The sequence below is a fragment of the Pontibacter sp. T17 genome, assembly GCF_057219875.1.
The window spans coordinates 315550-340898 of record NZ_JBXVVW010000002.1; the positions used below are offsets into that span (position 1 = coordinate 315550).

Below are 25349 nucleotides of genomic sequence, written 5' to 3' on the forward strand. Positions count from 1 at the left end.
TAGCTTCCGCTTCGTTTTGCCCGTTGAGCCCCATTATCAGCGCATCCGTTTTGCATCATATCACCCCCCGTTCACTGGCCATTCTGGGTAGCACCGGCAGCATTGGCACACAGGCACTTGATGTCGTGAGGGCCCAACCCGGCCGTTTTGTTGTCGAGGCGCTGACAGCCCAGCGCAACGCCGACCTGCTGATTCAGCAGGCGTTGGAATTCCGCCCGCGCATGGTGGTTATTGGCGACACCACCCTGCTGCCGACCGTCCGCGAAGCCCTTGCCGCGCACGGCATTCGATGTGAGGCAGGCCCCGAGGCCCTCGAAGAAGCCGTAACCCTGCCCCAGGTGCAGGTGGTACTGACGGCCCTGGTAGGCGCTGCAGGTCTGAAACCTACTCTGGCCGCTATTCATGCTGGCAAAGACATCGCGCTGGCCAACAAAGAGACGCTGGTGGTGGCGGGCAGGCTGGTAATGCAGGCTGCCAAAGAAAAGGGCGTGCGCATCCTGCCGGTAGACAGCGAGCACTCCGCGCTTTTCCAGTGTCTGGTAGGCGAGGAAAACAACCCCATCGAGAAGCTGATTCTCACAGCATCCGGCGGCCCCTTCCGAGGCTTCACTGCTACGCAACTGCAACAGGTAACGCGCGAGCAGGCACTCAGGCACCCCAACTGGGCAATGGGTGCCAAAATCACCATCGACAGCGCTTCCATGATGAACAAGGGCTTGGAGGTTATCGAAGCCCGCTGGCTTTTCGACGTCCCCGCTGCCGATATCGAAATCGTCGTTCACCCCCAGAGCATCATCCACTCGCTGGTACAGTTCACCGACGGCTCCATCAAGGCACAATTGGGCCTGCCCGATATGAAGCTGCCCATTCAATATGCCCTGGGCTGGCCCCAACGCCTACAGAACGATTTTCCCCGCTTCAGTTTCGCCCGCTACCCCAATCTCACGTTCGAGCAGGTTGACACCGCCGTCTTCCGTTCGGTAGCCTACGCCTATCACGCCCTCGAGCGCTGTGGCAACATGCCTTGCATCCTCAATGCCGCCAACGAAGTTGCCGTTGCGTCTTTCCTGGAAGGCAAACTCCAGTTTGCGCAGATCTACGACCATCTGGAGCATGCTGTCAACACGGTACCGTACCTGCCAGACCCCACACTTAACGAACTTTTGGAAACCGACCGCGCTACACGTGAGCTTGTTTCCGTTCTTGCATAAGCAATCTTCTCTCTCTGCTCTGCAGTTTCCACAATGAGTTTTCTGCTCTTCTACATACTGATACCCCTGATGGGTCTCAGCCTGCTCATTTTCATCCACGAACTGGGCCACTTCCTACCAGCCCGGCTTTTCGGCATGCGGGTAGATAAGTTCTACCTCTTCTTTGACTGGCCCCGCAAGCTCTTTTCTTTCAAGAAAGGGGATACCGAATACGGCATAGGAGCACTGCCCCTCGGCGGTTACGTCAAGATTTCCGGCATGATCGACGAGTCTATGGACACCGAGTTTGCTGGCAAGGCCCCAGAACCTCACGAATTCCGCTCCAAGCCCGTGTGGCAACGTGCCATCGTCATGGCAGGTGGCGTCATCATGAACGTCATTCTGGGTGTTACCATCTTCACTGTACTGAAGTATCAGGAAGGTGAGCAGCGTATTGTACTGGCCAAGCTGCCCAATGGCGTCTATGTGCCTGATAGCACCATCGGCCACGACCTGGGCTTCCGCACAGGAGATGTTCTGGTGTCCTACAAAGGCGAAAAGCTCACCTATTTGCCCAGCAGCGAAAGCGAACTGCAATCCATCCTGTTGGACCGCGGCGCCTACTTCGAAATCCTTCGCGATGGCAAACCCCAGCGTATTGACATCCCCGATGGCTACATGAACAAACTCGGCAAAGACGCCGGTCTGTTTCCGCTGCTTTTCAGTGTTGATCCCCCCACTTACCTTCTGGCCGAAGACTCCACCACGCTGGGATACAAGGCTGGCATCCGTACGGGCGACCACATCATCCGGGTAGACTCCATTCAGGTGGCCTCGCTGTTGCAATTGCGTGCGGCCCTCAGCGACCGGAAGAACAAAACCGTGCAGTTGGTAGTAGAACGTGATGGCAAAGAAGTGCCCCTCACGCTTGCCCTCGATTCCACAGGCACACTCGGCGGTATCCCTACTGACTTTTCCCGCATCTCTGAGAAAATTGAGTATGGTATCGGCGGTGCGTTCATGGCCGGTTCTGCCCGTGCTTTCGGCACCATCACCGACAACTTCCGGGGTTTCGGTAAAATGTTCTCCGGCGACGTAGATGTGCGCAAGGGTCTTGCCGGGCCGCTCAAAATCTTCAAGATTGTGGGTGAAGGTGCCAGCTATGGTGGCTTCTCGCGTTTCTTCACCCTGGTCGCCATGCTCAGTATGGTGCTGGCGTTTGTCAACATCCTGCCCATTCCAGCGCTGGATGGTGGCCACCTGGTGTTCCTTGGTATCGAAGCCATTACCCGCCGCGAGCCTTCCCTGAAGGTGCGCATGGTGGCCCAGCAGATTGGCATGGTCATCATCCTGGGGCTCATGGTTTTCGTCTTCTTCAACGACGCCATTTCCTTCCTGTTCTGACGCCGGCAATACACCCCGCTTGAACTCCTCCCGCTACGTTCGCCAGCAGATTCTGCCCGGAATGGGCCCAAAAGGCCAGCAGAAACTCCGGGAGGCGCATGTATTGGTTATTGGAGCAGGAGGCCTAGGCTGTCCTGTTCTGCAATACCTGGTGTCCGCCGGGGTTGGGCACATTACCCTGCTCGATGACGACCGCATAGAGGAGAGCAACCTGCACCGTCAGGTCTTATACACCCCTGCCGACATCGGCCAACACAAAGCCGCGGTAGCAGCCCAGCGCCTTGGCCAGCTGAACCCCGAGGTCACAGTAACACCCGTATTGGAGCGCCTGACGGTACACAACGCCGACGCCCACATCGCAGCACACGACATAGTGCTGGAGGGCTCCGACAACTTTGCCACCCGCTACCTCACCAACGACCGCTGCGTTAGCCTGGGCAAGCCTCTCATTCAGGGAAGCGTGTTTCAGTACGAAGGCCAGGTGGCACTATGGAACCACCCATTGGGTGGCCCTAACCTCCGCGACCTCTACCCTGCCCCACCGCCACCCGATGCCATGCCCACCTGCGCCGAGGGCGGCGTACTGCCTGCACTCTGTGGCTGGGTCGGCGCGGCAATGGCTTCTGCTGCCCTCCGTTGGCTTGTAACACCAGACGAAATGCCCTCGGGCCTGCTCCTGATGATGGACGCCCAAGCTTTCCGCCAGCGCGAACTACAGCTCGAAGCAGACCCCGACAATCCCCTCAGGCAGACGCCCCTACCCGACCTCTCCGCTGATTACGATCCCACGGCCTGCGCCATTGCGCCAGTACCCGAACTCAGCCCTGAACAGTATCTTTCAGCACCCGCCGACTACCTCCTTATCGACGTGCGGGAAGCATGGGAGCGCGACCTGGATGCGCTGGACAGTCTGCATGTTCCACTTCCCATACTGATGGAACAAGGGCTCCCTACCTACGCCAATACCTATCGGCAACTGGTAGTCTACTGCCAGAGCGGCAAACGAAGCGCCGCTGCCGTGCGACAGCTTACCATGCGCTGGGGCATTCATGCCTTCAGTCTGAAAGGGGGGCTTAATCAGCTGCGTTCACTCTCTCCGCTGGCGAAATAGGCATATCTTCGGGGAAACATCCCTCCTCTGTGCTTGCTGTTCTAGACTGGGTGGTCATTGCCGCCTACCTCCTGCTGTCGCTTAGTATTGGCCTCTATTATACCCGCAAAGCGGGCTCCAGCCTCGACGAATACTTCCTCTCGGGCCGCGACACCTCCTGGTGGCTGGCAGGCCTTAGTATGGTTGCCACCACCTTTGCGGCAGATACGCCACTGGCGGTTACAGAAATGGTACGTGGCGGCGGCATCAGCCAAAACTGGCTGTGGTGGAATATGCTGCTCGGCGGCATGCTTACCACCTACTTTTTCGCGCGCCTTTGGCGGCGGGCCAACGTCACCACCGACCTTGAGTTCATCACGCTGCGCTATTCCGGCCGTGAGGCCCACTGGCTCCGAGGCTTCAAGGCAGTCTATCTCGGCATTCTCCTCAACGCCGTCATCATCGGCTGGGTGAACCTCGCCATGGCCGCCATCCTGCAGGTGTTCTTCGGCCTTGACCCCCAGACTGCCCTACTGTACACAGCCCTCTGCATGCTGCTCACCACCGTCTATGCCTCGCTCTCAGGTCTTCGTGGCGTGCTCGTTACCGATGCCGTGCAGTTCTGCCTGGCAATGGGCGGCTGCATCGTGTTGGCCATCCTCGTCATCCAGTCGCCACAGGTCGGGGGCATGTCGGGTCTGATTGCCAAAGTGCCACCAGCCTCGCTCAACTTTCTGCCTGTCATCGGCGCCGATAACACTACACAGGGCCTTGTGCTGGGCTTGGGAGCCTTCATTGCCTTTGCGGGCGTTCAGTGGTGGGCCAGTTGGTATCCCGGTTCCGAACCCGGTGGCGGAGGCTATGTGGTACAGCGCATCCTTAGTGCCAAGTCCGAAAGCCACGGCCTGGCCGCTACCCTATTCTTCCAGTTGGCACACTATGCCCTGCGCCCCTGGCCCTGGATTCTCGTCGCACTGGCTACGCTGGTCCTCTATCCCGATATCCCTGCCGCCGACCAGAAGCTGGCCTACATCTACACCATTCGCGATTTTCTACCCGTAGGCCTCAAGGGGCTGCTGCTTGTCTCATTCTTCGCTGCGTACATGAGCACCATCAGCAGCCAACTCAACTGGGGTACCAGCTACCTCGTGAACGACCTCTACCGCGCATACATCGCCCCCAACCGCTCTGAGAAAGCCTATGTCAATGCCGGGCGCATTGGCACGGTTGTCATGATGGCCGTGAGCCTGTGGGTCACGACACAGCTGGACAGTGTAGCCGGGGCCTGGCAGTTTCTGATGGAGTGCGGCGCAGGCATGGGCCTTGTCCTTATCCTTCGCTGGTATTGGTGGCGCGTCTCGGCCTGGAGCGAAATCGCTGGCACCATCGCGCCTGCCATCACCTATGGCACCATTGTCATCCTGCGCGAGGTATTTCCGCAGGCAGATTGGCTCCTGTTCCCCGGCTCGTTCTTCCTCACCGTCGGTGTTACCACCCTCGTCTGGATTGCCGTTACCTATCTGGCACCCACCACCGACGCCCAAACCTTACAGGATTTCTACAACCGGGTACAGCCACAGGGAGTCTGGGGCCCCTTCCGCAATCCTGCTTACGACTCCGAGCATACGCCGCTATGGGCCCTGGGCCTCTGCTGGGCCGGCTCTGTGGTGATGGTTTATGGATTTCTCTTTACAGTCGGCAAATTCCTGTTTCAGGACTACACCACTGCCGCTCTACTGCTGATGATGACAATAGCGTCAGGGGCAGGGGTCTATGCCCTGGCCCGACGCTATCCTGTGTTCCGTTGAGGCTGGCCTGGGGTCAGGCGTAGTGGAATACCACCACCTGCTCGATGTCAGGGTGCAGACTCTTGGCTACCGGGCATGCCTTGCAGGCGCGCTCAAAAATAGGGCGCTGGTCTTCCGGCATGGCACTCTCCACGTAAACGTCTACTTCCAGCCGCGCTACCCGACGGGGTGCATCGGCCATGATTTTATTGACCGTACCGCGCATCTTCGGTTCGGCCCATTGCCGACCACGAAACGCAATGGCAGCGGTAGTCAGCTTACACGCCACCAGCGAAGCCGCCAGCATGTCGGTGGGCGATATGGCAGAGCCTTTGCCTTGATTGTCGGTGGGGGCATCGGTTACAAAGCTGCGCCCGCTCTTCACGTGGGTAACCTCGGTCATCAGGTCACCGGTATAGACGATTTCTGCTGTCATTAATTCAGAAGGAATGGCGTGATGAGCTGAAAGGTAGGAATCTCCACCTGAAAAGACTCTCCCGCATGGTGCCCATCCTGCACCGCCATTACGTAATAGCCTGCCATCGTGCCGATTGGCGTATCCAGCACACAGCCGCTTACGTAACTGTGATCTTGACCAGGCCGCAGCACGGGCTGTATGCCCACCACACCATCGCCATCCACCTCGCGGTGGCTACAGTGCGAGTCCACGATGTCCCAGTGACGACGCATCAGCTGAACTGTCTGGTCGCTTTCGTTCCGGATGTGAATGCGGTAGGCAAATACATAGTTGCCTGTCTTTGCACTCGACTGCTCCGGCACAAACAAAGACCGCACCGTGATGCGGATGCCATGAGTTACCCGGGTATTGATCGTCGGATCCATGCGACGTGGGGTTGAAATGAAGGCTATGCCCAGTATAGGACACTTCCGAAGATAATCATTTACCAAAACAAAGCGCCGCCGCATTGCGTGCCCGTCCAGACTCAGCCAACTGAAGCAGGTAGTTGCCGTATGCCTGCAAGCAGTTCTGTATCAGAGAGTCGTTTCCGGCCTTCGAGTTGCACCGATGCCAGACGCAGCCAGCCATCGGCCGTTGCCACCCACAGTTCCTTTCCAACAGCTTTCAGTGCTCCGGGCGTGGGTGCGGCCATCTCTGTCACCACTTTGTTGGCGAAATACACTTTCAGCACCCTACCCTCCCACAGTGTCCAGGCACAGGGAAATGGCGACATTCCCCTTATGAAGTTATAGAGCTGCTCGGTGGGCTTATTCCAGTTGATTTTGGCGGTATCCTTGGTCAGCTTGGGAGCTGCATGACGGGCCGCAGCTGCATCCTGTGGCCGGCTGGGCACATTCCCCTCCAATAGCTGACGGGCCGTATCCACCACCAGCGCCGCCCCCACTTCCATCAGTTGGGCATACAGTTCGCCGGTCGTCATGGCCTCCGGAATCTCTACCTCGCGCTGTGCAATGATATCGCCGGTGTCTATCTCATGTCGAATGAAGAACGTGGTAACGCCCGAGCGCTTCTCGCCATTGATGACCGCCCAGTGAATAGGGGCCGCCCCACGGTAGTCGGGCAATAGCGAGCCATGCAGGTTGATGGAGCCCATCAGCGGCAGTGCCCACACTACCTCGGGCAGCATCCGGAACGCCACCACAAACGCCACATCGGGCTTCAGTGCAGCCAGTTCCTCCAGAAAAGTCTGGCTCTTGAGGTTGGTCGGCTGCAACACTGGCAGGCCCTGCGCCACCGCATATTCCTTTACCGGACTGGGCGTAAGCTGCTGGCCCCGTCCTGCTGGCTTGTCGGGGGCAGTCACTACCCCTACCACTTCCACAAAAGGCGCCTGATGCAGCGCTGCCAGACTGGCCACTGCAAACTCTGGCGTTCCCATGAATACCACCCGCAGCTTCTGCATCAGTTGCCTCCTTTCAGTTGCTGCTCGGCGTGCTCGGCTTCAATCATGGCAATTTCTTCCGCACTGCTGCGGCGCACTACCAGCAGGTCGCCAGCAGCGCCAAACAGCTCCTTCAGCTCATCGCCTTCCAGGAAAGTCAGGTAGCCCGTCCCATCCAGGTACAGGAAGTCGCCCGGCTGAAAACTATGCTTCTCGAAGTACACATAGTGAAACAGGTCGCCGAAAAGGTCCTGCACCTCCTGCGCCTCGGCCGACGACTTCGCATGCCAGGCAAAGTCGGGCACATTGAACAGATGATGCCCGCGTGACATCAGCCACATATCGCCCTCGGAGTCCAGCCCTACCAGGCCTGTCCAGAAAATAAGCGGCGGCGACGTCCGTACAATCTCGGCCATTTCGGGGTCCAGCACCTTGCCAATCACGTCCAGCGGATGGCTCGTCCAGCTGGGCTCATTCACTACGCCCAGCAGGTCGCCATGCTCATCGGCCTCAGCTATGGCAGCCGCCACCTGATACAGCGCCAGGTGTTGTGCGATGGCATCCATGCTCACCCCGGCATAGGCCAGAATCAGGTTGGCTTTCTGCCGCGCCATGTGCTTGCGGAACGACCCACCCCAATGTGCTGTAGCCACGCAGCGTTCCATAACAATAGACGGCACCGGCGAGCCTATCCCGGCAATCTCTACCCGATGTTCGCCAAACACAAGCTCCACCAGCAGCAGGTCTTCCTTTGCCCAGTCTTTCTCTACATTCAACTGTATGCGGCTCTGGGGAATGCCGGTAATCTCCGCCAGTTCGTCTACCAGATTCTGTAGTGGAAAGCGCGGCAGTTCGGTGGCCAGCAGGCCCAATACGGGCCGCTCGCTGGCGGCAAAATCCGGCGTGGACAGGAAAAATTTCTTGAACAGTTGCATAAGCGACTGCAAAGCTAGGGCAAAACACGAGGAGGTACTATTTTACGGGCATCATGCAGCAGGAAATCATATTGCCCAAAGCCACTAAAGGCGACAGCATGCCCCGGTTCGACGATCAGGTCATCTGGATTACTGGGGCCTCTTCCGGCATTGGGGAGGCACTCGCTCGGGCATTGGCACCACTTGGCCCGCGCCTTATTCTCTCCGCACGTCGCGAAGCCGAGCTTGAACGCGTCGCCAGCGACATCAGCGTTGCCCCCGACCGTGTGTTCGTTCTGCCGCTGGATCTTGAAGACCACGACGCGCTGGCCATCGCCGCACGCCATGCCGAGAACATATGGGGCAAGGTGGACATCATGATACACAACGCGGGCATCTCGCAGCGGAGCCTTGTCGCCGAAACCAGCCTGGACGTAGACCGCCGCCTCATCAACCTCAACTACCTCGGCACCGTCGCCCTGACCAAAGCCCTGCTGCCTTCCATGCTCAAGCGCAAGAATGGGCACTTTGTGGTGGTTACCAGCGTCGTGGGCAAATTGGGCACGCCCCTCCGCAGTTCCTATGCTGCCTCCAAGCATGCGCTGCATGGTTTCTTCGACAGCATGCGGGCCGAGCTCGAGGACCAGGGCATTCTCGTAACACTGGCATGCCCTGGTTACATCCGCACCGCTGTGTCGCTTAACGCTCTCACCGCCAACGGTACCCCGCAGGCCCGGATGGACGAAGCTCAGGCAAAAGGCATGGCACCTGAAGTCGCCGCCAAACACCTGGTACGCGCCATCGCAGAAGGCCGGCGCGAAGTTGCCTTTGGAGGCAAGGAAATCTATGCCCTCTACCTGAAGCGATTCTTCCCAGGCATTCTGGCCAACATGCTCAAGAAAGCCAAGGTTACCTAAAGGTCCAGTCCCTTCCGTATTTCCTCCAGTTGCCAGGCGCGCCGTGCATACCAGTTGCGCGCATGCACCTGCACCACCTTCCATCCTCTGGAAGCCAGCGCATTTGTGCGGCCTACGAATACCTCCTGGGCATCTTTAGCCCGCAGGAAGGCCCGCCCCTCCATCAACACCGCCAGCAGGCCATTGCCCTCTGCATCCAGCACTGCCAGTGGAATCTCCAGCGCATGCGTCCCCAGCGACTGCTTTACCTGCCAGCCCTTGGCTGCTACCAGTTGTCGCACCTCCGCCGCGATGGCTTCAATGAGTGATTCTGGGTCTGAGGCCGAAGTAGCCGTACTGTTCCGCTCCTCGCCAGTGGATACACGCCTGGCAAAATCCAGATAAGCTTTCAACAGACGGGGGCCTTGGTTAAGCGTCTGCTCCACAGACAACTGCTCGGGCTCGAAGCTGGTGAACAACACAACCTGTCGCCGCGCCCGAGAAACTGCCACATTCAGGCGCTTTTCGCCGCCAGCCTGGTTCAGCCAGCCAAACCGCGCCGGCACCACCCCCTGGGTATTGGGCGCATAGCCAATGCTGAAGAGAATGACATCCCGCTCGTCACCCTGTACGTTCTCAATGTTCTTTACGAATAGCGGCTCATCTGGCACCTCTGCACCCGGCTCATGGCTTTCTCGCCGTGCACGGATGGCATCTGCCAATGCCGTCTGGCCCTCTGACATCAGCTGCTCCAGACGGGCATCCAGCGCATCCAGTATGGCTTCCTGTTGCAGGTAGTTGAACGTAGCGACCCCTATACTCGCCTCGGGCTGCTCCTGCACCAGACGCAGAATCTCAGCCACTACCGCCTGTGCTTCGCGCTCATTGCGGTTATCCGCCCACGCACCCTGCACGTTGACCAGCCGAATGGGGGGCCGAAACTGCGCGTCAGGCACTGCGGAGGGCACATACTGTAGCCGCTCCTGATAGAAATACCGGTCGCTGAAGGCAATCAGTTCGGGCGAGCGCGAGCGGTAGTGCCGCATCAGCATTCCCTGTGGGAAGGCCCGCTTGGCCAGCTGTAGGGCACTCTCAGCCTCCTGCAGCATGGCAGCGCCTTCCTCTTCATCCTGCTCCGTTTCAAGGCCATCCAGCGGCCGCACACTGAACAGCGACATCGGTGGCAGCTGCTGTTCGTCGCCCGCTACTACGGCCTGCTTGCCCCGCAACAGCACCGGCACCGCCTGCTCCACCGGGCATTGCGATGCTTCATCCACTATCACCAGATCAAACAGCCCCGACTTCATGGGGAAGAGGGTTGCCACTGCTTCCGGCGTAGCCAACACACAAGGCATCAGCCCCGACAGCAGCGAATCCCAGTACAGGCCAATCAGCTTGCGCAAAGGCCACAGCCGCCGCTGCTTTTCCAGCTGATATCCCAGGTCTGTCACAATGCTGCGCTTGCGGGCCTCTACTTCCATCACCAGCTGAAACTGCTGGCTGGACAGCTGCGCAGCTATGGCCTGCCCAGTCTGGCTGCGGCGTTGTTGAAGCGCTTCGGCAAATTGGGCTGTCACCTGTGCAAAACCTCTGCCCGATACCAGCGCCAGCTCGGGATTGTCACGCTCGGCTGCTTCTAGCCATTCCAGCAGATAGGCATCCTGCACTCGCTGCTGCCAGTCTTGGCGATGCCAGAACGGCTGGGTCAGCTTCATCAGGTCGCGCTCTTCAGCCGTCAGTGCTTCCAGTTGCGTGTCTAAAAGCCGCAGATCCTCGCCGTCGGCATGTAAGGTCTGCCTCATGGCCGTCACCTTCGCCTCCCATGTCAGTCCGCCTTGTATTAACGCAACAAGCTCATTTACCTGCTCGGCCGAGAGCCAGGGCTCCAATGATCGAAGTTGGGAAACCCACTCTGTGCGTTGTTTCGCCAGCCCTGCCAGCCACTGCCGCAGGTAAACTCCGGCTTCTTCATGGGTTAGTCTATCTTTTACCAGCCCTGCTCTGGCCAGCACCAGCTGTTGGCGGTTCAGTTCCTGCCTGTACAGTTCCAGTTGCTGCTGCCAGTACGTCCAATCAGCCCCTACCGTGGGCAATGGCAGACCCAATTCCAGCGCAAGTCCCTTCAGCTGTCTGCGCAGATGCACCTCATCAGCGACAGCCTGCCAGAAGGGCTCCTGATCGCCCCCCTCAGGCACACCGGCGGCACGGGCCAGTATGCCGCACTGCGACCGCACTTCCCACCAGTCGGGGTTCAGCAGATTCAGGATCTGCCCCTCCAGATTAATATAGCGAAGGCGCAAGGCATGGGTCTGTACCAGTTGCGCATCGTCCATCCGTTGTAGCGCCGTCCTGTAAGGACTCGCCATCTGTCTGTGCAACTGGCGCTCCAGCACATCCAGCTGCGCATTTACGGCTTCTCGCTGCGCCTCCGACACATTTACTGGCACTATTGGCGTCAGAAGGGCTGCGATTTCCTGTTGCACCTGCTGCCAATCTTCTTCCAACAGCCAGCTTGAGGCCTCATGGCCACTTGCCTGCCATAGCACTTCCAATTGCTGCATACGCGCAGGCAGTTCCCTTACAGCCTGCTGCATTTGTTGCATATCCGCAGCTGACTTTCCAGCAAGCGAGCGCCGTGCGAACCAGGGATGTTCTGGCGCCAGGAGGTCGGAATAGGGGGCCAATGCACGCAGCTTTCGCAAAGCCTCTGCCAGTGTGTGCCGGGTAAACGGCGGCAACGCCTGAAACAGCAATTCCGAAGGCACCTGCGGAAGGGCCGAATACAGTTCCAGCGGCGTGTATCCGCAGGACAAAGTCTGTTGCAGCGCCGTCAGGTAAGACTGCAATTGCTGATGCCCGGCTTCAGCCAACTGCCCTGTACTCTGAAAATCGGGCAAGGCCGCAGCTGAACTGTCCGGCATATCCCGCAGAAGCCGTAATCGAGAACTCAGCTTCCGATAGGTAGCCAGACGGTCTACCTGCGGGTCGTGTATCAGAAAGCTGAAGGGCTGCAACCCCACCTGCCCCAGGCGTGTGTACACCACGTCCAGCGCGGCCTTCTTCTGCGAAACCACCAGCACCCGCTTGCCCTCAGCCAGCGCCTGGCTCACTGCATTTACAATGAACTGTGATTTGCCTGTGCCCGGGGGGCCATCTATCGCAAGGTCGCTGCCCGCAGCAACCCGCAGTAGTGCCTGCTGCTGACTTTCATCCACTGGCAGGGGCCAGAAACGACGCGTATGTGGCAGGTCAGCAACGGTATTGACAATGGCTGGGCTCTGCTGAAACAGATGGCTCAGCGGGAATGACTCCGGGGTCTGAAACAGCACCCGGTAGTCTTCCTGCAAAGCTGAGTCGGCCTGCGGGAAAATGCCCAACACCGCATGTGGCTGCAACCGGATTTCTCCCACCGGCATGCGGGCAAAGTCGCTGGCCAGCAGGCCACGTAGCGGCTCCAGCTTGCGCAGGAACAGTTCGCTGTTGAACGTCACACCTACTTCCTGTTCGCGCAGCACGGCAAACAGGTTGTTCAGCAGCACCTGCACTCCTTCATTGGTTTCCGGAAACTGCTCGAATACGGCATCCGGGAAGGCGGCATCGTTGAACCGCTCGTAGCTGCGAAAGAACGTCTCATTGAAGATGGGGCCATCTTCACTTGGCTCCAGCACCCAGCGGGTTGCGCCGGTTTTGCCGCGTACCAGTTTTACCGGAAACAGCAGCAGCGGACACCGCACAGGAGTGCCATCACGGAAACGCCCCTCGACAAACGGATAGCCTACTGCCAGGTCGTAAGCGCCCGTCTCTCCCAGCCGGAAGTCCAGCTCGCGGAACAGACGCGTCAACCGTCGATCTGCTGTGTGCAGCGCCTCGTCATGGCCCTTCAAGGCTTTCAGGAGCGTCAACTTGCGGCCTTTTACTACCTGCTCCAGCAGCGCGGCAGGATCTTTACCCTCGGCCCAACCCAGGTCAAACAGGTCAGCATCGTACCGCTGGCTGATACGCGCCAGCTTCAGCGACCGGTTGCGCTGGCTCAGATCGGCCAACCGCAGCCGGTAGCGGTTCAGCAGTTCACGATACCCATTTGTCCCTTCTGGCGCTGTCATGCCCGGCAAAGCTACCAAACCACGGCTTTCACCTTTACAACCGAACAATACCCGAAACTTCTATTTTTGTTGAAATAGGCCATCTTCTGGCCGGCAAATCCGATTCTTACCGACCACCTTCCGACCATGAGCAATAAAAATGAGATCGCCATTGTGATGGGCAGCGAGTTCGACATGCTGCATATGCAGGATGCCGCCAAGGTGCTCGACCAATTTGGCGTCAGCTACGAAATCGACATCCTCTTCACTCACCAGGATCCCGAGCGAATGATCACCTTCGCAAAGACTTCGTTAACCCGCGGACTCAAGGTTATCATCGCAGGGGCCAGTGGTGCAGCGCATCTGCCCGGTATCATTGCTGCCTATACACCGCTTCCGGTCATTGGCGTCCCCATCAAAGCAGAATACTCCATCGATGGTCTCGACTCTATCTACTCCATCCTGCAGATGCCGCAGGGTGTGCCGGTAGCTACCATGTCACTCAATGGTGCCCGCAATGCAGCCATTTTCGCATTGCAGATTCTGGGCTGTCATCATTCCAGCTATTTCGAGCTGGTTTCCGCCTACAAGAAGAAACTCAAGGACGACGCTGCCCGTATCGCTGGTAACCTTGCCAACACCAGCTACGAACGCTTTGTGGCTAACCTGAAACAGGCAGGCTACAACTCGTAACCGCACAAAGCTGTTCACTTCAAAGCCCGCTTCTTCGGCGGGCTTTTCTATTTCAGCAGAAACAGTTCGGACACTGCCACCCGTGGCTGTACCCCCGGGTACTGCGACAGAACCTCCAGCCGCACCCGCCAACGCTGCTGGCTTTGCCATGCACCCTTGCTGCTCCATAACCACTGAATGGCATCGGCCACCTCCATTGGTTGAGGGGCTGTGCGGGGCCGGTCCAGAAGCATTATAACCCGGTTCAGCACCTGCCTCGGTTGGGGCTTGCAGTCCAGACAGGTAATCACCAGTCGCACCTGTTTGGGGCGGCCATAGTGCCGCAGCGAGTCGGTAGTGGCGTTCCAGCCCGACAATATCCCGATGGCTTTCAGCGGCTGCTGCACAGTTGCTTCCCACCATGCATTGTTTCCACCATTCAGGCTATCGCTCACCCAGGCCATTGCCGGGTTGCCATCCAGCGCAGCCACAGCCAGGGTCTGTTCGCTGCTGGCTCCACGGGCTTTGGCGCTCTTTACCACGCCTTTGGGCACTTCATACAGCGCAAACAGCAGCTTCCGCTCATATTCCTGCACCTCCCAGCCTGCCGACAGGTTGCCTAGCGACACCAACGACACAGGCCCCGCCTCCAGTTCATACATCCATTCCGTTGGATTGGGTTGCTGAAAACCTTCCAGATTCAGGCTTTCCAGCTGCGGTGCCACCTCCTGCAGTGCCCGCAGGTCCAACAGGAAACGTACACTGCCCACCATCCCCCAGGTTTCTGCACTGTTCTCCAACTGTAGGGTAACCACCCGCTGGGTGTATTCGTCCATCCAGTCGGCTGGCTTCAAAAAGGTTACGTATTGGGCGCGCAGCTGAAAATCCATGGTCAGCAGCCGGGCAGTGCCAGGTGGCACTATCACCTCGTATATCTGCCAATGACGGCCCACACGACTCCCCCACATCGAATCAGGCAGCACCTCCACTTCTTCTGCCTCGCGGGCCAGCGCGCGGCCCTCGGCGGCCATCTCCACCTCTGTAAGAGCCCCTACCTTCCACTCCTCATCGTAATACGGGGCCAGCATCACTACGTCCACTGGCAGCGCCATACGGAACAGGCTGTCCGTGCCGCTGTTCACCACCTGCAACACCTGCGACACGGCCAGTTGGTCGCTGCCAAGGGCCACTACCTGCACCGAAAGTCGCTGCAACTGCAAACCAACGCCCGACCGCACCACCGGAACTCCTACCGACCGCACCAATGAGATGTCGGCGATATCACGCCCCTCTACCATAAGCCCCTGCAATTGCCCGTAGGCGTCACCTGTTGCCATCAGAAGCCCCAGCAATGCCCCCAACATGCGCACTCCCCAAATCATACCGAAAGGTAGCACCTTTGACCGTGTCAGGTATATTTGACAATCGCATGAAGACCTTTCTGGAAGAACTGGCCGAGGCACTCACCGCCGAGTGGGGCACCGACCTCTCAGCCCTTACTGTGATTTTCCCTAACCAGCGGGCGGGGCTGTTCTTCAAGCAGACGCTGGCCAAACAGGCACAGGCCGCAGGCAGGCCACTCTGGGGGCCACGCACGCTTGCTTTCGATGCTTTCCTGCAGCAGGGCGCCGCACTCCAGCAGCCCGACATGCTGACACTGCAACTGAAGCTCTGGCCGCTGTTTCACCAGCTTGTTCCCGGAGAGGCGCTGGAAACCTACATCGGCTGGTCCGACACCCTGGTATCCGACTTCGACCAGGTGGACCTCTACGCCGCCGACGCCAAGCAGCTCTTTACCAACCTGCTGGAGCTGAAAGAAATAGAGGAAGCCTTCCCCACTTCGCTGGAAGACATGGAAGCATTTCGGGAGTTCTGGAAGAGCTTCTCCGTAGAGCCACTGGGGGTGCAGCAGCAGAAATTCCTGCGCCTGTGGGAGATTCTCCCTACGCTGTACCAGCAGTTCCGTGCAACTCTGGAGGCCGAAGGGCTGGGCTACTACGGCATGATCTGCCGCAAGTTTGCCGAAGACCTCCGTGCCGACCGCCCCGTGCCCCTACCCGAAGGGCCCATTGTCTTTGCAGGCTTCAACGCCCTCTCTGCTACCGAAAGCAGCATTGTGCGACTGCTGGAGAAAAAAGGTAAGGCCCGTTTTTATGTAGACGCTGACACCTATTTCGTCAACAAGGTGGAGGGCCATGAGGCTGGGCGCTTCATGCGGCGCTTCCTCACCCCAGCCGAACGCAAAGCCCTGCCAAGCCTGCTGGGCAAAGAACCCCTGCACATCCGCATTCTGGGGGTGCCCATGCAGTCTACTCAGGCCAAGACCGTGGGGCAGCTGCTGGCCGAACAGGCTGCACAACACACGCCCGGTACCGAAACCGCTGTCGTGCTGGGCGACGAAGGCCTGCTGTTTCCTGTGCTGTATTCACTGCCCGAAAGCCTGCCAGCCCTCAACGTTACGATGGGCTATCCGTTGCGGCAGTCTCCGGTGTTCAGCCTTATGCAGTCGCTCATACAGCTGAGCCAGCGGGCGCGCTTTGATGCCAGTGGGCGCGTGGTGGCCTGGTACCACAAAGACCTGTTTCAGGTGTTGCTGCACCCTTTTGTGCAGATCGCAGCCCTGAGCGAAGTACAGGAGCTGATCCGCAAGGCCCGCGAACGTGGCTGGGTGTATGTTCCCGCGGCTGCCACTCAAGAACTCAGAGCCAGTGCAGCGGCAAACCTGCTCTCCATTCTGCTGCGCCCCATGTACCGCGCCAGCGATGCCCTTGTGGTACTTCGCGAAGCCCTGCTGGCGCTGCGCGACCACATCCGAAACACCATTGCCGATGCACGTGCGCGCCAGTTTCCCGACGCCGATCCCGCTGAGCTTCAGCGCCAGACACCCGTCATGGAAGAGGAAATCCTCTTCCACTTCTACAGCCAGCTCACCCGCATCTCCGATGCCCTCACACAGGCCGACCCTGAGGCGGCACAACTGCCACTGGCTACCTTCTGGCGCATTCTCAGTCAGCTGCTCACCAGTGGGCGGGTGCCCTTCAGCGGCGAGCCTCTGCGTGGCGTGCAACTCATGGGTTTGCTGGAAACACGCTGTCTCAACTTCGACCAACTGTATGTGCTGTCGGTAAACGACGGCACCCTGCCTGCGGGCCGAGTGCCAGCCTCGCTGATTCCCTACAACCTGCGCCGGGCCTTTGGCCTGCCTACGCTGGAAGACTCCGACGCCGTATCGGCTTACAACTTCTATCGTCTGCTGCCCCGTGCCCGCAACGCAACCCTCATCTACGACACTGCCGCCAGCAGCCGGGGCATGGGGGGCGGCGAACGCAGCCGATTTATCCTGCAACTGCTCTACGAACTGGCAGCCCACTTTCCCGATACCATCACGCTGGAAGAGCAGGGCCTTACACTTCCCATCCGCAACACCCAGACACCCGACATCACCATCGAGAAAACCCCGGAGGTGATGCAAAAACTGCGCGAGTACCTTGACCCAGGAGCAAACCAGGAACAGCGCCTCATCTACCCCACCGACCTGGGCCGCTACATCACCTGCCCGCTGCAGTTCTATTTCCGTTCAGTGGTGCGCCTCCCCGAACCCGAGCAACTGGTAGAAGAACTGGAAGCTGGCGCTTTTGGTAACGTATTGCACAACACCATAGAGCAGCTCTACAAGCCCTACCTCAATGAGATGCTGAGCAAGGAGCTGATAGAGCAGCTGAAGCCACAAGTGCATGCCACACTCATGGAGGCGTTGGAGAAGGAGCTGCCCGAGAGCCGCCACGGTATCAGAGGCCGCAACCTGCTGCGCGTAAAGGTGCTGGAGCGCCTGGTGCTGCTTATTCTTGAAGAGGATGCCCGCAAAGCGCCCTTCCAGATTGTATCGCTGGAAGAGAAGCTGGCCCGCAGCCTCACTCTGCACGATGGTTCGGTGTTGAAACTGGCGGGCCGCGCCGACCGTATCGACCTGAAAGACGGCGTTTACCAGTTGATTGACTACAAGACAGGCAAAGTGGAAGTGAAGGCACGGTATGAAGACCTGGCCGAACTTTTTGCCTCCCACAAACACAAAGAAGCCTTTCAGGCGCTGTACTATGCCTATCTCTTTGATGCTGATAACCTGAAAGCAAGGCAGCAGTTGGGCATTCAGCTGTACGGCATGCGCGACTTTCTCAAAAAAGGTCCACTCGACCTTTCCCACCTGCTGGAAATAAGCCACGGCTGGGACGACTTTGAGCGCAGACTGCGCCAGCTGCTTGCCGAGATTCTGGACCCCAGCGTGCCCTTCCGGCAGCTGCGCGACGACAAGGTCTGTGGCTACTGCGCCTACTTCAACATCTGCTACCGCAGCTGATCGGCACGGAGTTTCTCCAGCCGGGCATCAAACCGGGCTTTGTCCAGTATGTACTGTGTCTGCTCGCCTTCGGCAATGAGCAGGCTGCCGACATGCGCCTGCCACGTGCAGTCAACCCGGTTGTCCGCTACCGTCACCAACGTAGCCGTAAACCTGACTCTGGCCCCCAGCACCGCCGGGGCTTTGTGATGCACCGACACCGAGCCGCCAACTCCCTCTTCCCCCGCCTCGCGCATGGGCAGCACAAACTGACGGCATACCCATTCGGCTTCGCGCGCCAGTGTAAACGTACTGAGTACCGAGTGCACCAGGCCGCCTTCGGGAAAAGCCGCAAGGTCGGCTTCGCCCACCGTCAGCTCTGTGGTGCAGGTATCGCCCGGCTTCCAGGGATTTACCATACTCAGGCCTTGGCGGGCTGGGCTTTCACGAACGGGTCTTTATCTCCCTTTGCAGCGGCATGCGCCCCCGGCAATTGTTTCCATACCCGGCCCACAAGCCATACACCCAGCAACACAAAGGGTATGCTCAGCAACTGGCCCATGTTCAGGCTCATCGTGCTCTCAAAAGCTACCTGAGGCGCTTTCATGAATTCGATACAGAAACGGAAGCCGAACACCAGAATCAGGAACAGGCCCAGCAGATAGCCCTGGGGAATGTGCCGGTGCAGCCTGCGATACTGCCAGTTGAGAAACAGGAAGATGCACAGATAGGCAAACGACTCGTAGATCTGTGTTGGGTGGCGCGGAATGTTGTCGCCCAGCCGCGTGAAAATGAAGGCCCAAGGCACATCGGTTGGCTCGCCGTAGATTTCGCTGTTGGCCAGGTTGCCCAAGCGAATCATACAGCCAGCCAGCGCCACCGTAATGACAATACGGTCTACCATCCACAGATAGGCAATGTTCGCCTGCTTGCGGGCAAAAAGCCAGAGACCAAACAGAATACCAATGGCAGCGCCGTGGCTGGCAAGCCCCCCTTCCCACACCTTCAGAATCTCGATGGGATTAGACAGATAATAGTCCGGGCTGTAGAAGAGCACATGGCCCAGCCGCGCGCCCAGAAAGGTACTTGCGGCCATATAAAGCGTCAAGGAATCCAGCTGCTCCTGTGTGCGGCCCTCATGCTTGAACATCTTCAGCATCAGGTAGTAACCCAGCACAAACGAGCCAGCGAACAGGATACCGTACCAGCCCAGGCGCAGGAAACCCCACTGAAGAATGAAGGGATCGAAGTCCCAGTTGATATAGGAAAGCATTGCGTAGTACCTGATTCAGGTGCGTAAAGAAACGGCAACCGCGGCCCAATGACAACAGCCAGCCGATAACGGTTTGTTAACCAGTGATGACGGAAACGTGCTCGTCGGCCACTGGTGGCAGATACATCATTTTTTGCAACAGGCGTACCACAGTCACCACATCACGCTGGCAGTATTGCACGATGCGCTCCAGGTCGCGCTCGTGCCAGTACACCCGCGCTACATCCGAGCCGTCTATGTCGCCCTTTGGCGTCGGAATGCCGAACACCTCGGCCAGCAGCGCCAGCCCGGTATACGCCTTGCGGTCGCCAAAGCTCCAGAGTTGCAGGGTGTCGATGTGCGGCACCTCCCAGGGCTTCTTCCCCTGCAGGTTCAGCAGGGCCGGCAGTGGAATGCCCAGCACCAGCATGCGCCGCCCCAGGTACGGAAAGTCGAACTCCATGCCGTTGTGGGCACAGAGGTGATGGATTCGCCGCCGGCCACGGGCCGGCTCGTCGGGTCGCTGGCTCAGCTGACTCAGAAATGCCGCAAATTCCGTCAGCAGCGCGTGCTCGTCGTCGCCGGCAAACGACTTCAGGAAGAACTTCTGCTGCTCGCCCTCGCCTTGCAGCATGCCCACCGACACACACACCACCTTGCCGAACTCGGCAAACAGTCCGGCGCTCTCGCCATACTGCGCCTCGGCGGCATCGGTTTCCTCTACGCGGAACTTCGTCTGGGCTTTGCGCAGCCAATGCTTCTGCAGGGCCTCGGGCACCTGACCGTACGCCGGCCACGCCGGAACTGTTTCGATATCAAGAAACAACACTTGGCCGAGGTCGACCTGCGAGAGTGAAACGGCAGACATAACAGCGGAAAAAGGCAAATTGCGGAAGATATTCGTGGACACTTTCAAAAACTTTCCACGCAAAAGAGTTGTATCGAATGAAGCCGTTGTTTTATCTTTGTGCCCACAAAACACGGAGGATGTAGCTCAGCTGGTTAGAGCGTCGGATTGTGGTTCCGAAGGTCGGGGGTTCGAGCCCCCTCTTCCTCCCCAACAGAAAAGCCCCAAATCGGGGCTTTTTTCATTATACCAGTTTGAGGGGAAACAGCGGTTGCTAGCCAGCCAGCTGCACAATGGTAATGCCTGCGCCGCCACCCTGTGCCGGGCCGTCCATCATGTGGCGAACCTGGTGGTAGTTCTTGCTCAGGTGGTCGCGGATGGCCTGCCGCAGCGCCCCGCTGCCTTTCCCGTGCAGAATCACCAGTTCGTCCAGCCCGCCCAGCAGCGCCTGGTCCATGAAGCGGTCTACCTCGGCCAGAGCCGCCTCCACACGCTGGCCCCGCAGGTCCAGTTCGCGCTTGGCAGTGGCCGACCGCTGTATCTGGCGCACATTGCCACCCTTGCCGCCACTCTTCTTCACATGTTGCACCTTGATGAGGTCGCTGCGGTCTACGGTAATCTGTAGCTCGCCCAGCGCCACCAGTGCCCGGCTGTCGCGCAGTTCCAGCACCTGCGCCGGAAAATCCGAGCCGGGCAGCTTCACCCAGTCGCCCTCGGCAAAGGCCTCGCCCGCCTGCTCCACCACCTCGGGTACTGGGAAGGCTTCTTCATCCACTACGGGCGCAAGAATCAGTTCTTTCTCCAGGTCCTTGCGCAGCTGCTTGGTCACCTGCTTGTCGGCCTGCGCCTCCTTGATCTCGCGGATGGTCTGCTCAATTCGGGCATTTGCCTTGCGCAGCTTGTCGGCGGCTTCCTGGCGGGCTTTCTCCAGCAGCTCGGTTCGCTTGGTCTGGGCCTCGCGCACTGCCTGCTTCTGGGTGGCTACCAGTGAATTGAGCTCCTGTTCGCGCAGAGCAGCCCGCGCCAATGCACTCTGCAATTCGGCCTCCTGCTTCTTCAGGTCTACCAGCAGCGCATCGGCACCCGAACGCGTAGTTCCAGCCTTCTCCTTGGCCTGCTCAATCAGATCGGGCGGAATGCCTGCCCGCTGGGCCATTTCGAACGTAAAGCTGCTGCCCGGAAGCCCCTGCGACAGCCGATAGGTCGGTTGAAGCGTCTCGGTATCGAACAGCATGGCGGCATTGGCGCACCGCTGGTCGCGGGTGGCAAAGTCCTTCAGATTGGAATAGTGCGTCGTAACGGCCCCGTAAGCGCCTGCCGAAAGAAACCGCTCCAGCATGGCTTCCGCCATCGGGCCGCCCAGCTGGGGGTCGGTGCCTGTCCCAAACTCATCTATGAGAAACAGCGAGCGCTTGTCCAGAAACATCAGCATCTCGCGCATGTGGGCGAGGTGTGAACTATAGGTGGACAAGTCGTTGAGAACGCTCTGATCGTCGCCGATATCCACAAACACCTGTTGAAAAAGCCCAAAACGGGCGTCGGGCGAACAGGGCACCAGCAGGCCCGCCTGTAGCATCACCTGCAAGAGCCCCAGCGTTTTCAGCGCAATGGACTTGCCACCCGCATTAGGGCCGCTGATCACCAGCACTTTACGGTCGGGGGTCAGCCGCAGGGTCAGCGGCACCACTTTTTCGCGCCCCAGGCGCAGTACCAGTACCGGATGGCGGGCGTCTACTATCTCTACTTTCTCCAGCCTGCGTTCCAGCGCCGGGAGCAGCCCTCCCATCAACTGGGCCAGTTTGGCCTTCCCCGAAAGCAGGTCTACCGCCGAAAGGAAATCCACAAAGCGTGTGAACAGCGGTATCATCGGCCGGATGCTGTCTGTCAGCTCGGTGAGAATCCGCACCACCTCATTCCGCTCACGCAGGCGCAGTTCACGAATCTCGTTGTTCAGCTCCACCGCCTCCAGCGGCTCCAGATATACGGTCTGGCCAGTAGAGGACACATCGTGAATGATGCCCGGCAGTTTGTTCTTGGCTTCAGCGTGCATGGGCAGCACCAGGCGCTCGCCGCGCAGGGTCAGGTCCCGGTCATCGGCCCAGCCCTGTGCGCGGGCATGGCGCATCATGCGGTCCAGCGCCTGACGCACCGCGTTGCCGCGCTCTATCAGCGATACACGCAGGCGTTTCAGCACCGGCGAGGCGCTATCCAGCATGCGACCGTTGCGGTCTACCACCTCTTCTATGCGGCCAATAAGACGGAAGTCAAACTCCAGACCAGTCATCAGCAGCATCAGCGAGGGCGCTACTTCGGCCCGGGCTTCCAGATAGCCTTTTACCTTGCGCACCACTTCCAGCCAGCGCAGCACCTTCAGCGCCTCTTCTTCCGTGATGTAATTGCCTGGCACCGCCGACTTGCGCAGCAGAAACGTGACACTGGGGATGCTTTGCATCGGCAGGGGCTGGCCCGAGTCCAGCAGTTGCCGGTACTCATGCGTTTGCCGCAGGGCCGTATGCACCTCTTCAAAAGCGTCTTGTGGCTCCAGCAAAAGGGCAGCCTCCTTGCCTTCGTCTGAAAGGCAAAGCTGTGCCAGCCGCTGGCGGATATCGTCGTAGCCCAGCTTTTGGTAGGCGTCTTCAGGATATAGGCGCATAGGCCTCTCGAACAGGAGATTAATTCGCCCCGGTTCCACCCAAGGCATTTTTGTTGCGTTTCATTTGCTCATTCCGCTCACGCATACGCTTCTGTATCTCTCTGCGCTGCTGCCCCATTCCAGCTGGGCCTTCTTTCTGCTTGCGGGTGGGTGCTGTGCCTTTAGAGGGGGGCGCAGCGGAAGGCGAGGCAGCCTGGACAGCGGGCGGTGTAGATACTGGCTGAGCAGCAGCCTTTACTTCCGGCGTACGGGCCCGAACCTTGGCGGCGCTGTCAGCAACAGGCGAAATCAAGCTGTCATACATTACCTCGAACTCATTGGGGTGGTTCTGGTAATACAACAAGGTCTGATTGAAGTCCTCCGCATTGACGTTGTGACGGACCAGGATTTCGGCATACAACTTGGCCGCCAAAGAATCGCGCCGGGTATTTACCTCGTAGTCGCCGGCAGTGCTCATGGCCCCTTCCACCATGTGCATTTCCAACAGCACCTTGAGGAAGGTCGAGTCCGCAAGTCGTTGCCTGCCTGCAGTGTCGGGCACAGTAGAACAGCCAGCAATTAAAGCCGCCATCAGCACCGCCACCGCTGCTACCTTACCACGGAACCTGTCGGCGGAACTCTCCATTGTCGTACTGTAGAATCTGCACCGATTGATTGGACGGCGCACCTGCGAAGTAGAAATTCTGGCTGATACCACGGAAGGGCTTGGCCCGACGCAATGCCTCACGGGCAGATGGCGCATCAGGGGCCGTGCCCAACGCCGTCAGAACCATACGTGTTACGTCATAACCTTGTGTAGCATACACAGACGGCACTGTGGAATAACGCTTCAGATACTGATGGGTGTGGGCATCCAGCGCTACCGAGTCATTGCCTGCCAGATAACAGTCGGTGAGCAGTACGCGGTACTTGAACAGCAGTTCCTTGTCTATGCTACGGAAGGCTCGCCAGCGATCGGTGCCGTAAATCTGCACCTTCACCGAATCGGTGTTCAGCTTGTATAGTGCCCACGAAACCAGTTCCTCGTTCTGAATCGGGATGAAGACGGCATCGAACTTGTTCTGGCGCATGGCACGAATGGCATCGTTGATCTGCGGTATGGCTAATTCACGCTTGGTGGGCACCTTGCGCCGAAACACCTCAATGCTGTCGGCAAGCAGTCCTTGCGTAAACTGTTCTCCCAGCTGTTCACTCTGCCGGGTCTCCTCCATCAGCACCATGTAGCGCTTCTGAGGTTGTTTGGCACGGGCAAACTCGCCAAGTTTCCGAACTGAGGTCAGTTCAGAAGGGTTGGCCAGTAGCGTATACCCCTGCCCCCGTACCAGTTCGTCGGTATCCGACAACGGTACAATCAGCACTGTCTGGTTGGTGTCCAGCTGCTGCATGATGGCACGGGTCACTTTGTTGCGCACGTCACCAATCACCACATGGGGTTTGAAGGCGCGCAAATCCGTAGCGGTCAGCTGGCTGGCACGTATGCTGTCGCCTGCCGAATCAAATGCCCGCAGCGTCACTTTCTTCAGGTTCGGATACATCTCCTCGACGGCCGCCAGCTGCACGCCAGAGAATATCTCCATTGCTATCTGTGCCTGTACATCCTGCAGCGAATCAGGTCGGTCGGCCTGAAATGGCAGCACCACCGCAATACGAACTTCTTCAGCCACATTCAGGCTGCGTGCAGGCGTCAAAGTAGCGGTTGGTGCCACACCTACTGCCCCTCGCATACGGAGTGTGGGTTTGTTTCCTGCCTTCTCGTAGTCGGCAAGTATTTTCTGGGCATCCTGTCGCTTACCAACCTTGGCCAGATGATACAGAAGGGCTTCCAGCACGGTTTCACGCACCGAAGGCCGAGCCTTGTCATAATACACGCGCAGAAACTCTGCATCGGCCTTTTCGTACAGATACTTTCGTACGGCTGTTAAGGCATCCTGCTTGAGCTGCGCATCGACTGCCTGTTCTGACAGCGACAGCAGCAGGTACAGCCCACCTTCACGCTTATCAGGAAACTTCAGCATGCTGAGCGCCTTGTGATACTGTGCAGCATCCGCATAGCGGCTTTCAGGATACTGCTTCAGCAGCTTCTGAAACTCTTCGATTGCGCGCTCGTCTCGGCCATCGCGGTAAAAAGCCAGGCCCGTCATGTACAGGCTGGCCGAGGTAAGCCGGTGTGGGCTGCGGCGCGCCGAGAGGTCGAAAAAACGGGCGGCCTCGGCCCAGTTCTGTGTGCCAAAGTATTTCTGGCCCAGGTTAAAATACTCCTGCGCCTTGCGGTCGTCGCTCTGGGCTTTCACTACAGGGCAGGTGCCAGCCATCAGGCAAAATGCCAACAGTATCAGCGACAGTAGACGGGCTTGTTTCTGCATATGG

19 protein-coding genes and 1 tRNA gene are annotated in these 25349 nt (G+C 58.8%); 8 read left to right on the top strand and 12 right to left on the bottom strand.

Going from position 1 to position 25349, the window contains the following annotated elements; all coding sequences use genetic code 11:
* Positions 1-50 precede the first annotated feature (50 nt).
* Genes AC2D8O_RS09335 through AC2D8O_RS09350 form a run of 4 tightly spaced genes read left to right on the top strand, consistent with a single transcriptional unit; the run spans position 51 to position 5492 of the window.
* Complete coding sequence (locus tag AC2D8O_RS09335) at positions 51-1211, top strand: 1-deoxy-D-xylulose-5-phosphate reductoisomerase (protein ID WP_484678548.1); 1161 nt, start codon at positions 51-53, stop codon at positions 1209-1211.
* A 33-nt stretch (positions 1212-1244) separates the two neighbouring features.
* Positions 1245-2594, top strand: coding sequence for an RIP metalloprotease RseP (gene rseP / locus AC2D8O_RS09340; RefSeq protein ID WP_484678549.1), 1350 nt, complete (start codon positions 1245-1247; stop codon positions 2592-2594).
* Between the two features lie 19 nt (positions 2595-2613).
* Positions 2614-3705 (top strand): ThiF family adenylyltransferase, encoded by a 1092-nt coding sequence (locus AC2D8O_RS09345; protein ID WP_484678550.1) that lies wholly within the window; start codon positions 2614-2616, stop codon positions 3703-3705.
* A 29-nt stretch (positions 3706-3734) separates the two neighbouring features.
* Positions 3735-5492: a sodium:solute symporter family protein gene (locus tag AC2D8O_RS09350; protein WP_484678551.1), complete on the top strand. Its 1758-nt coding sequence runs from the start codon at positions 3735-3737 to the stop codon at positions 5490-5492.
* Positions 5493-5505: 13 nt separating this feature from the next.
* Here the strand turns inward: AC2D8O_RS09350 and AC2D8O_RS09355 are convergent, their stop codons facing one another.
* The 4 genes from AC2D8O_RS09355 to AC2D8O_RS09370 all read right to left on the bottom strand — a co-directional run bounded on the left by AC2D8O_RS09355 (position 5506) and on the right by AC2D8O_RS09370 (position 8268).
* Positions 5506-5907, bottom strand: coding sequence for an OsmC family protein (locus AC2D8O_RS09355; RefSeq protein WP_484678552.1), 402 nt, complete (start codon positions 5905-5907; stop codon positions 5506-5508).
* A complete protein-coding gene (apaG, locus tag AC2D8O_RS09360) occupies positions 5907-6314 on the bottom strand; it encodes a Co2+/Mg2+ efflux protein ApaG (RefSeq protein WP_484678553.1) in 408 nt (135 codons plus the stop codon). Before apaG ends, AC2D8O_RS09355 begins: the two co-directional genes overlap by 1 nt.
* 101 nt (positions 6315-6415) lie before the next feature.
* Positions 6416-7354, bottom strand: coding sequence for a methionyl-tRNA formyltransferase (gene fmt / locus AC2D8O_RS09365; RefSeq protein ID WP_484678554.1), 939 nt, complete (start codon positions 7352-7354; stop codon positions 6416-6418).
* Positions 7354-8268 (bottom strand): hypothetical protein, encoded by a 915-nt coding sequence (locus AC2D8O_RS09370; protein WP_484678555.1) that lies wholly within the window; start codon positions 8266-8268, stop codon positions 7354-7356. Before AC2D8O_RS09370 ends, fmt begins: the two co-directional genes overlap by 1 nt.
* Positions 8269-8321: 53 nt before the next feature.
* Here AC2D8O_RS09370 and AC2D8O_RS09375 point away from each other — a divergent pair, with 53 nt between their 5' ends.
* Entirely contained in the window at positions 8322-9164 is an 843-nt protein-coding gene (locus AC2D8O_RS09375) for an SDR family oxidoreductase (protein ID WP_484678556.1), read from the top strand.
* Here AC2D8O_RS09375 and AC2D8O_RS09380 read toward each other — a convergent pair.
* A complete protein-coding gene (locus AC2D8O_RS09380; protein ID WP_484678557.1) occupies positions 9161-13246 on the bottom strand; it encodes an AAA domain-containing protein in 4086 nt (1361 codons plus the stop codon). The genes AC2D8O_RS09375 and AC2D8O_RS09380 overlap by 4 nt on opposite strands.
* A gap of 126 nt (positions 13247-13372) precedes the next feature.
* Between AC2D8O_RS09380 and purE the strand changes: the two genes are divergently transcribed.
* A complete protein-coding gene (purE, locus tag AC2D8O_RS09385; protein WP_484678558.1) occupies positions 13373-13918 on the top strand; it encodes a 5-(carboxyamino)imidazole ribonucleotide mutase in 546 nt (181 codons plus the stop codon).
* Positions 13919-13965: 47 nt separating this feature from the next.
* Here purE and AC2D8O_RS09390 read toward each other — a convergent pair whose 3' ends face one another.
* Positions 13966-15279 (bottom strand): hypothetical protein, encoded by a 1314-nt coding sequence (locus AC2D8O_RS09390; protein WP_484678559.1) that lies wholly within the window; start codon positions 15277-15279, stop codon positions 13966-13968.
* Positions 15280-15326: 47 nt separating this feature from the next.
* Between AC2D8O_RS09390 and AC2D8O_RS09395 the strand changes: the two genes are divergently transcribed.
* Positions 15327-18251 (top strand): PD-(D/E)XK nuclease family protein, encoded by a 2925-nt coding sequence (locus tag AC2D8O_RS09395; protein WP_484678560.1) that lies wholly within the window; start codon positions 15327-15329, stop codon positions 18249-18251.
* On the opposite strand, the gene AC2D8O_RS09400 is transcribed toward AC2D8O_RS09395, so the two are convergent.
* From AC2D8O_RS09400 to AC2D8O_RS09410, 3 genes are all read right to left on the bottom strand, one after another.
* Entirely contained in the window at positions 18239-18649 is a 411-nt protein-coding gene (locus tag AC2D8O_RS09400; RefSeq protein WP_484678561.1) for a thioesterase family protein, read from the bottom strand. The two genes, AC2D8O_RS09395 and AC2D8O_RS09400, sit on opposite strands and share 13 nt — an antisense overlap.
* Positions 18650-18651: 2 nt before the next feature.
* Positions 18652-19503: a prolipoprotein diacylglyceryl transferase gene (gene lgt, locus AC2D8O_RS09405; RefSeq protein ID WP_484678562.1), complete on the bottom strand. Its 852-nt coding sequence runs from the start codon at positions 19501-19503 to the stop codon at positions 18652-18654.
* A 76-nt stretch (positions 19504-19579) separates the two neighbouring features.
* On the bottom strand, positions 19580-20350 hold the full coding sequence (locus AC2D8O_RS09410) for a 3'-5' exonuclease (protein ID WP_484678563.1): 771 nt from the start codon (positions 20348-20350) through the stop codon (positions 19580-19582).
* A gap of 115 nt (positions 20351-20465) precedes the next feature.
* Between AC2D8O_RS09410 and AC2D8O_RS09415 the strand changes: the two genes are divergently transcribed.
* Positions 20466-20542, top strand: a tRNA-His gene (locus AC2D8O_RS09415).
* A gap of 61 nt (positions 20543-20603) precedes the next feature.
* On the opposite strand, the gene AC2D8O_RS09420 is transcribed toward AC2D8O_RS09415, so the two are convergent.
* The 3 genes from AC2D8O_RS09420 to AC2D8O_RS09430 are packed head-to-tail and all read right to left on the bottom strand — an operon-like array spanning position 20604 to position 25345.
* A complete protein-coding gene (locus tag AC2D8O_RS09420) occupies positions 20604-22982 on the bottom strand; it encodes an endonuclease MutS2 (RefSeq protein WP_484678564.1) in 2379 nt (792 codons plus the stop codon).
* A gap of 19 nt (positions 22983-23001) precedes the next feature.
* Positions 23002-23607, bottom strand: a complete 606-nt coding sequence (locus tag AC2D8O_RS09425; protein WP_484678565.1) for a DUF4296 domain-containing protein — start codon at positions 23605-23607, stop codon at positions 23002-23004.
* On the bottom strand, positions 23576-25345 hold the full coding sequence (locus AC2D8O_RS09430; protein ID WP_484678566.1) for an ABC transporter substrate-binding protein: 1770 nt from the start codon (positions 25343-25345) through the stop codon (positions 23576-23578). Before AC2D8O_RS09430 ends, AC2D8O_RS09425 begins: the two co-directional genes overlap by 32 nt.
* Positions 25346-25349 lie beyond the last annotated feature (4 nt).

What these genes read in the sequence shown, in the direction of transcription:
- AC2D8O_RS09420 (WP_484678564.1), bottom strand. Translation starts at nt 22,982, where the DNA reads ATGCGCCTATATCCTGAAGACGCCTACCAAAAGCTGGGCTACGACGAT.
- AC2D8O_RS09430 (WP_484678566.1), bottom strand. Translation starts at nt 25,345, where the DNA reads ATGCAGAAACAAGCCCGTCTACTGTCGCTGATACTGTTGGCATTTTGC.
- AC2D8O_RS09390 (WP_484678559.1), bottom strand. Translation starts at nt 15,279, where the DNA reads ATGATTTGGGGAGTGCGCATGTTGGGGGCATTGCTGGGGCTTCTGATG.
- AC2D8O_RS09375 (WP_484678556.1), top strand. Translation starts at nt 8,322, where the DNA reads ATGCAGCAGGAAATCATATTGCCCAAAGCCACTAAAGGCGACAGCATG.
- lgt (WP_484678562.1), bottom strand. Translation starts at nt 19,503, where the DNA reads ATGCTTTCCTATATCAACTGGGACTTCGATCCCTTCATTCTTCAGTGG.
- apaG (WP_484678553.1), bottom strand. Translation starts at nt 6,314, where the DNA reads ATGGATCCGACGATCAATACCCGGGTAACTCATGGCATCCGCATCACG.
- AC2D8O_RS09410 (WP_484678563.1), bottom strand. Translation starts at nt 20,350, where the DNA reads ATGTCTGCCGTTTCACTCTCGCAGGTCGACCTCGGCCAAGTGTTGTTT.
- rseP (WP_484678549.1), top strand. Translation starts at nt 1,245, where the DNA reads ATGAGTTTTCTGCTCTTCTACATACTGATACCCCTGATGGGTCTCAGC.
- AC2D8O_RS09395 (WP_484678560.1), top strand. Translation starts at nt 15,327, where the DNA reads ATGAAGACCTTTCTGGAAGAACTGGCCGAGGCACTCACCGCCGAGTGG.
- AC2D8O_RS09355 (WP_484678552.1), bottom strand. Translation starts at nt 5,907, where the DNA reads ATGACAGCAGAAATCGTCTATACCGGTGACCTGATGACCGAGGTTACC.
- fmt (WP_484678554.1), bottom strand. Translation starts at nt 7,354, where the DNA reads ATGCAGAAGCTGCGGGTGGTATTCATGGGAACGCCAGAGTTTGCAGTG.
- AC2D8O_RS09380 (WP_484678557.1), bottom strand. Translation starts at nt 13,246, where the DNA reads ATGACAGCGCCAGAAGGGACAAATGGGTATCGTGAACTGCTGAACCGC.
- purE (WP_484678558.1), top strand. Translation starts at nt 13,373, where the DNA reads ATGAGCAATAAAAATGAGATCGCCATTGTGATGGGCAGCGAGTTCGAC.
- AC2D8O_RS09425 (WP_484678565.1), bottom strand. Translation starts at nt 23,607, where the DNA reads ATGGAGAGTTCCGCCGACAGGTTCCGTGGTAAGGTAGCAGCGGTGGCG.
- AC2D8O_RS09400 (WP_484678561.1), bottom strand. Translation starts at nt 18,649, where the DNA reads ATGGTAAATCCCTGGAAGCCGGGCGATACCTGCACCACAGAGCTGACG.
- AC2D8O_RS09370 (WP_484678555.1), bottom strand. Translation starts at nt 8,268, where the DNA reads ATGCAACTGTTCAAGAAATTTTTCCTGTCCACGCCGGATTTTGCCGCC.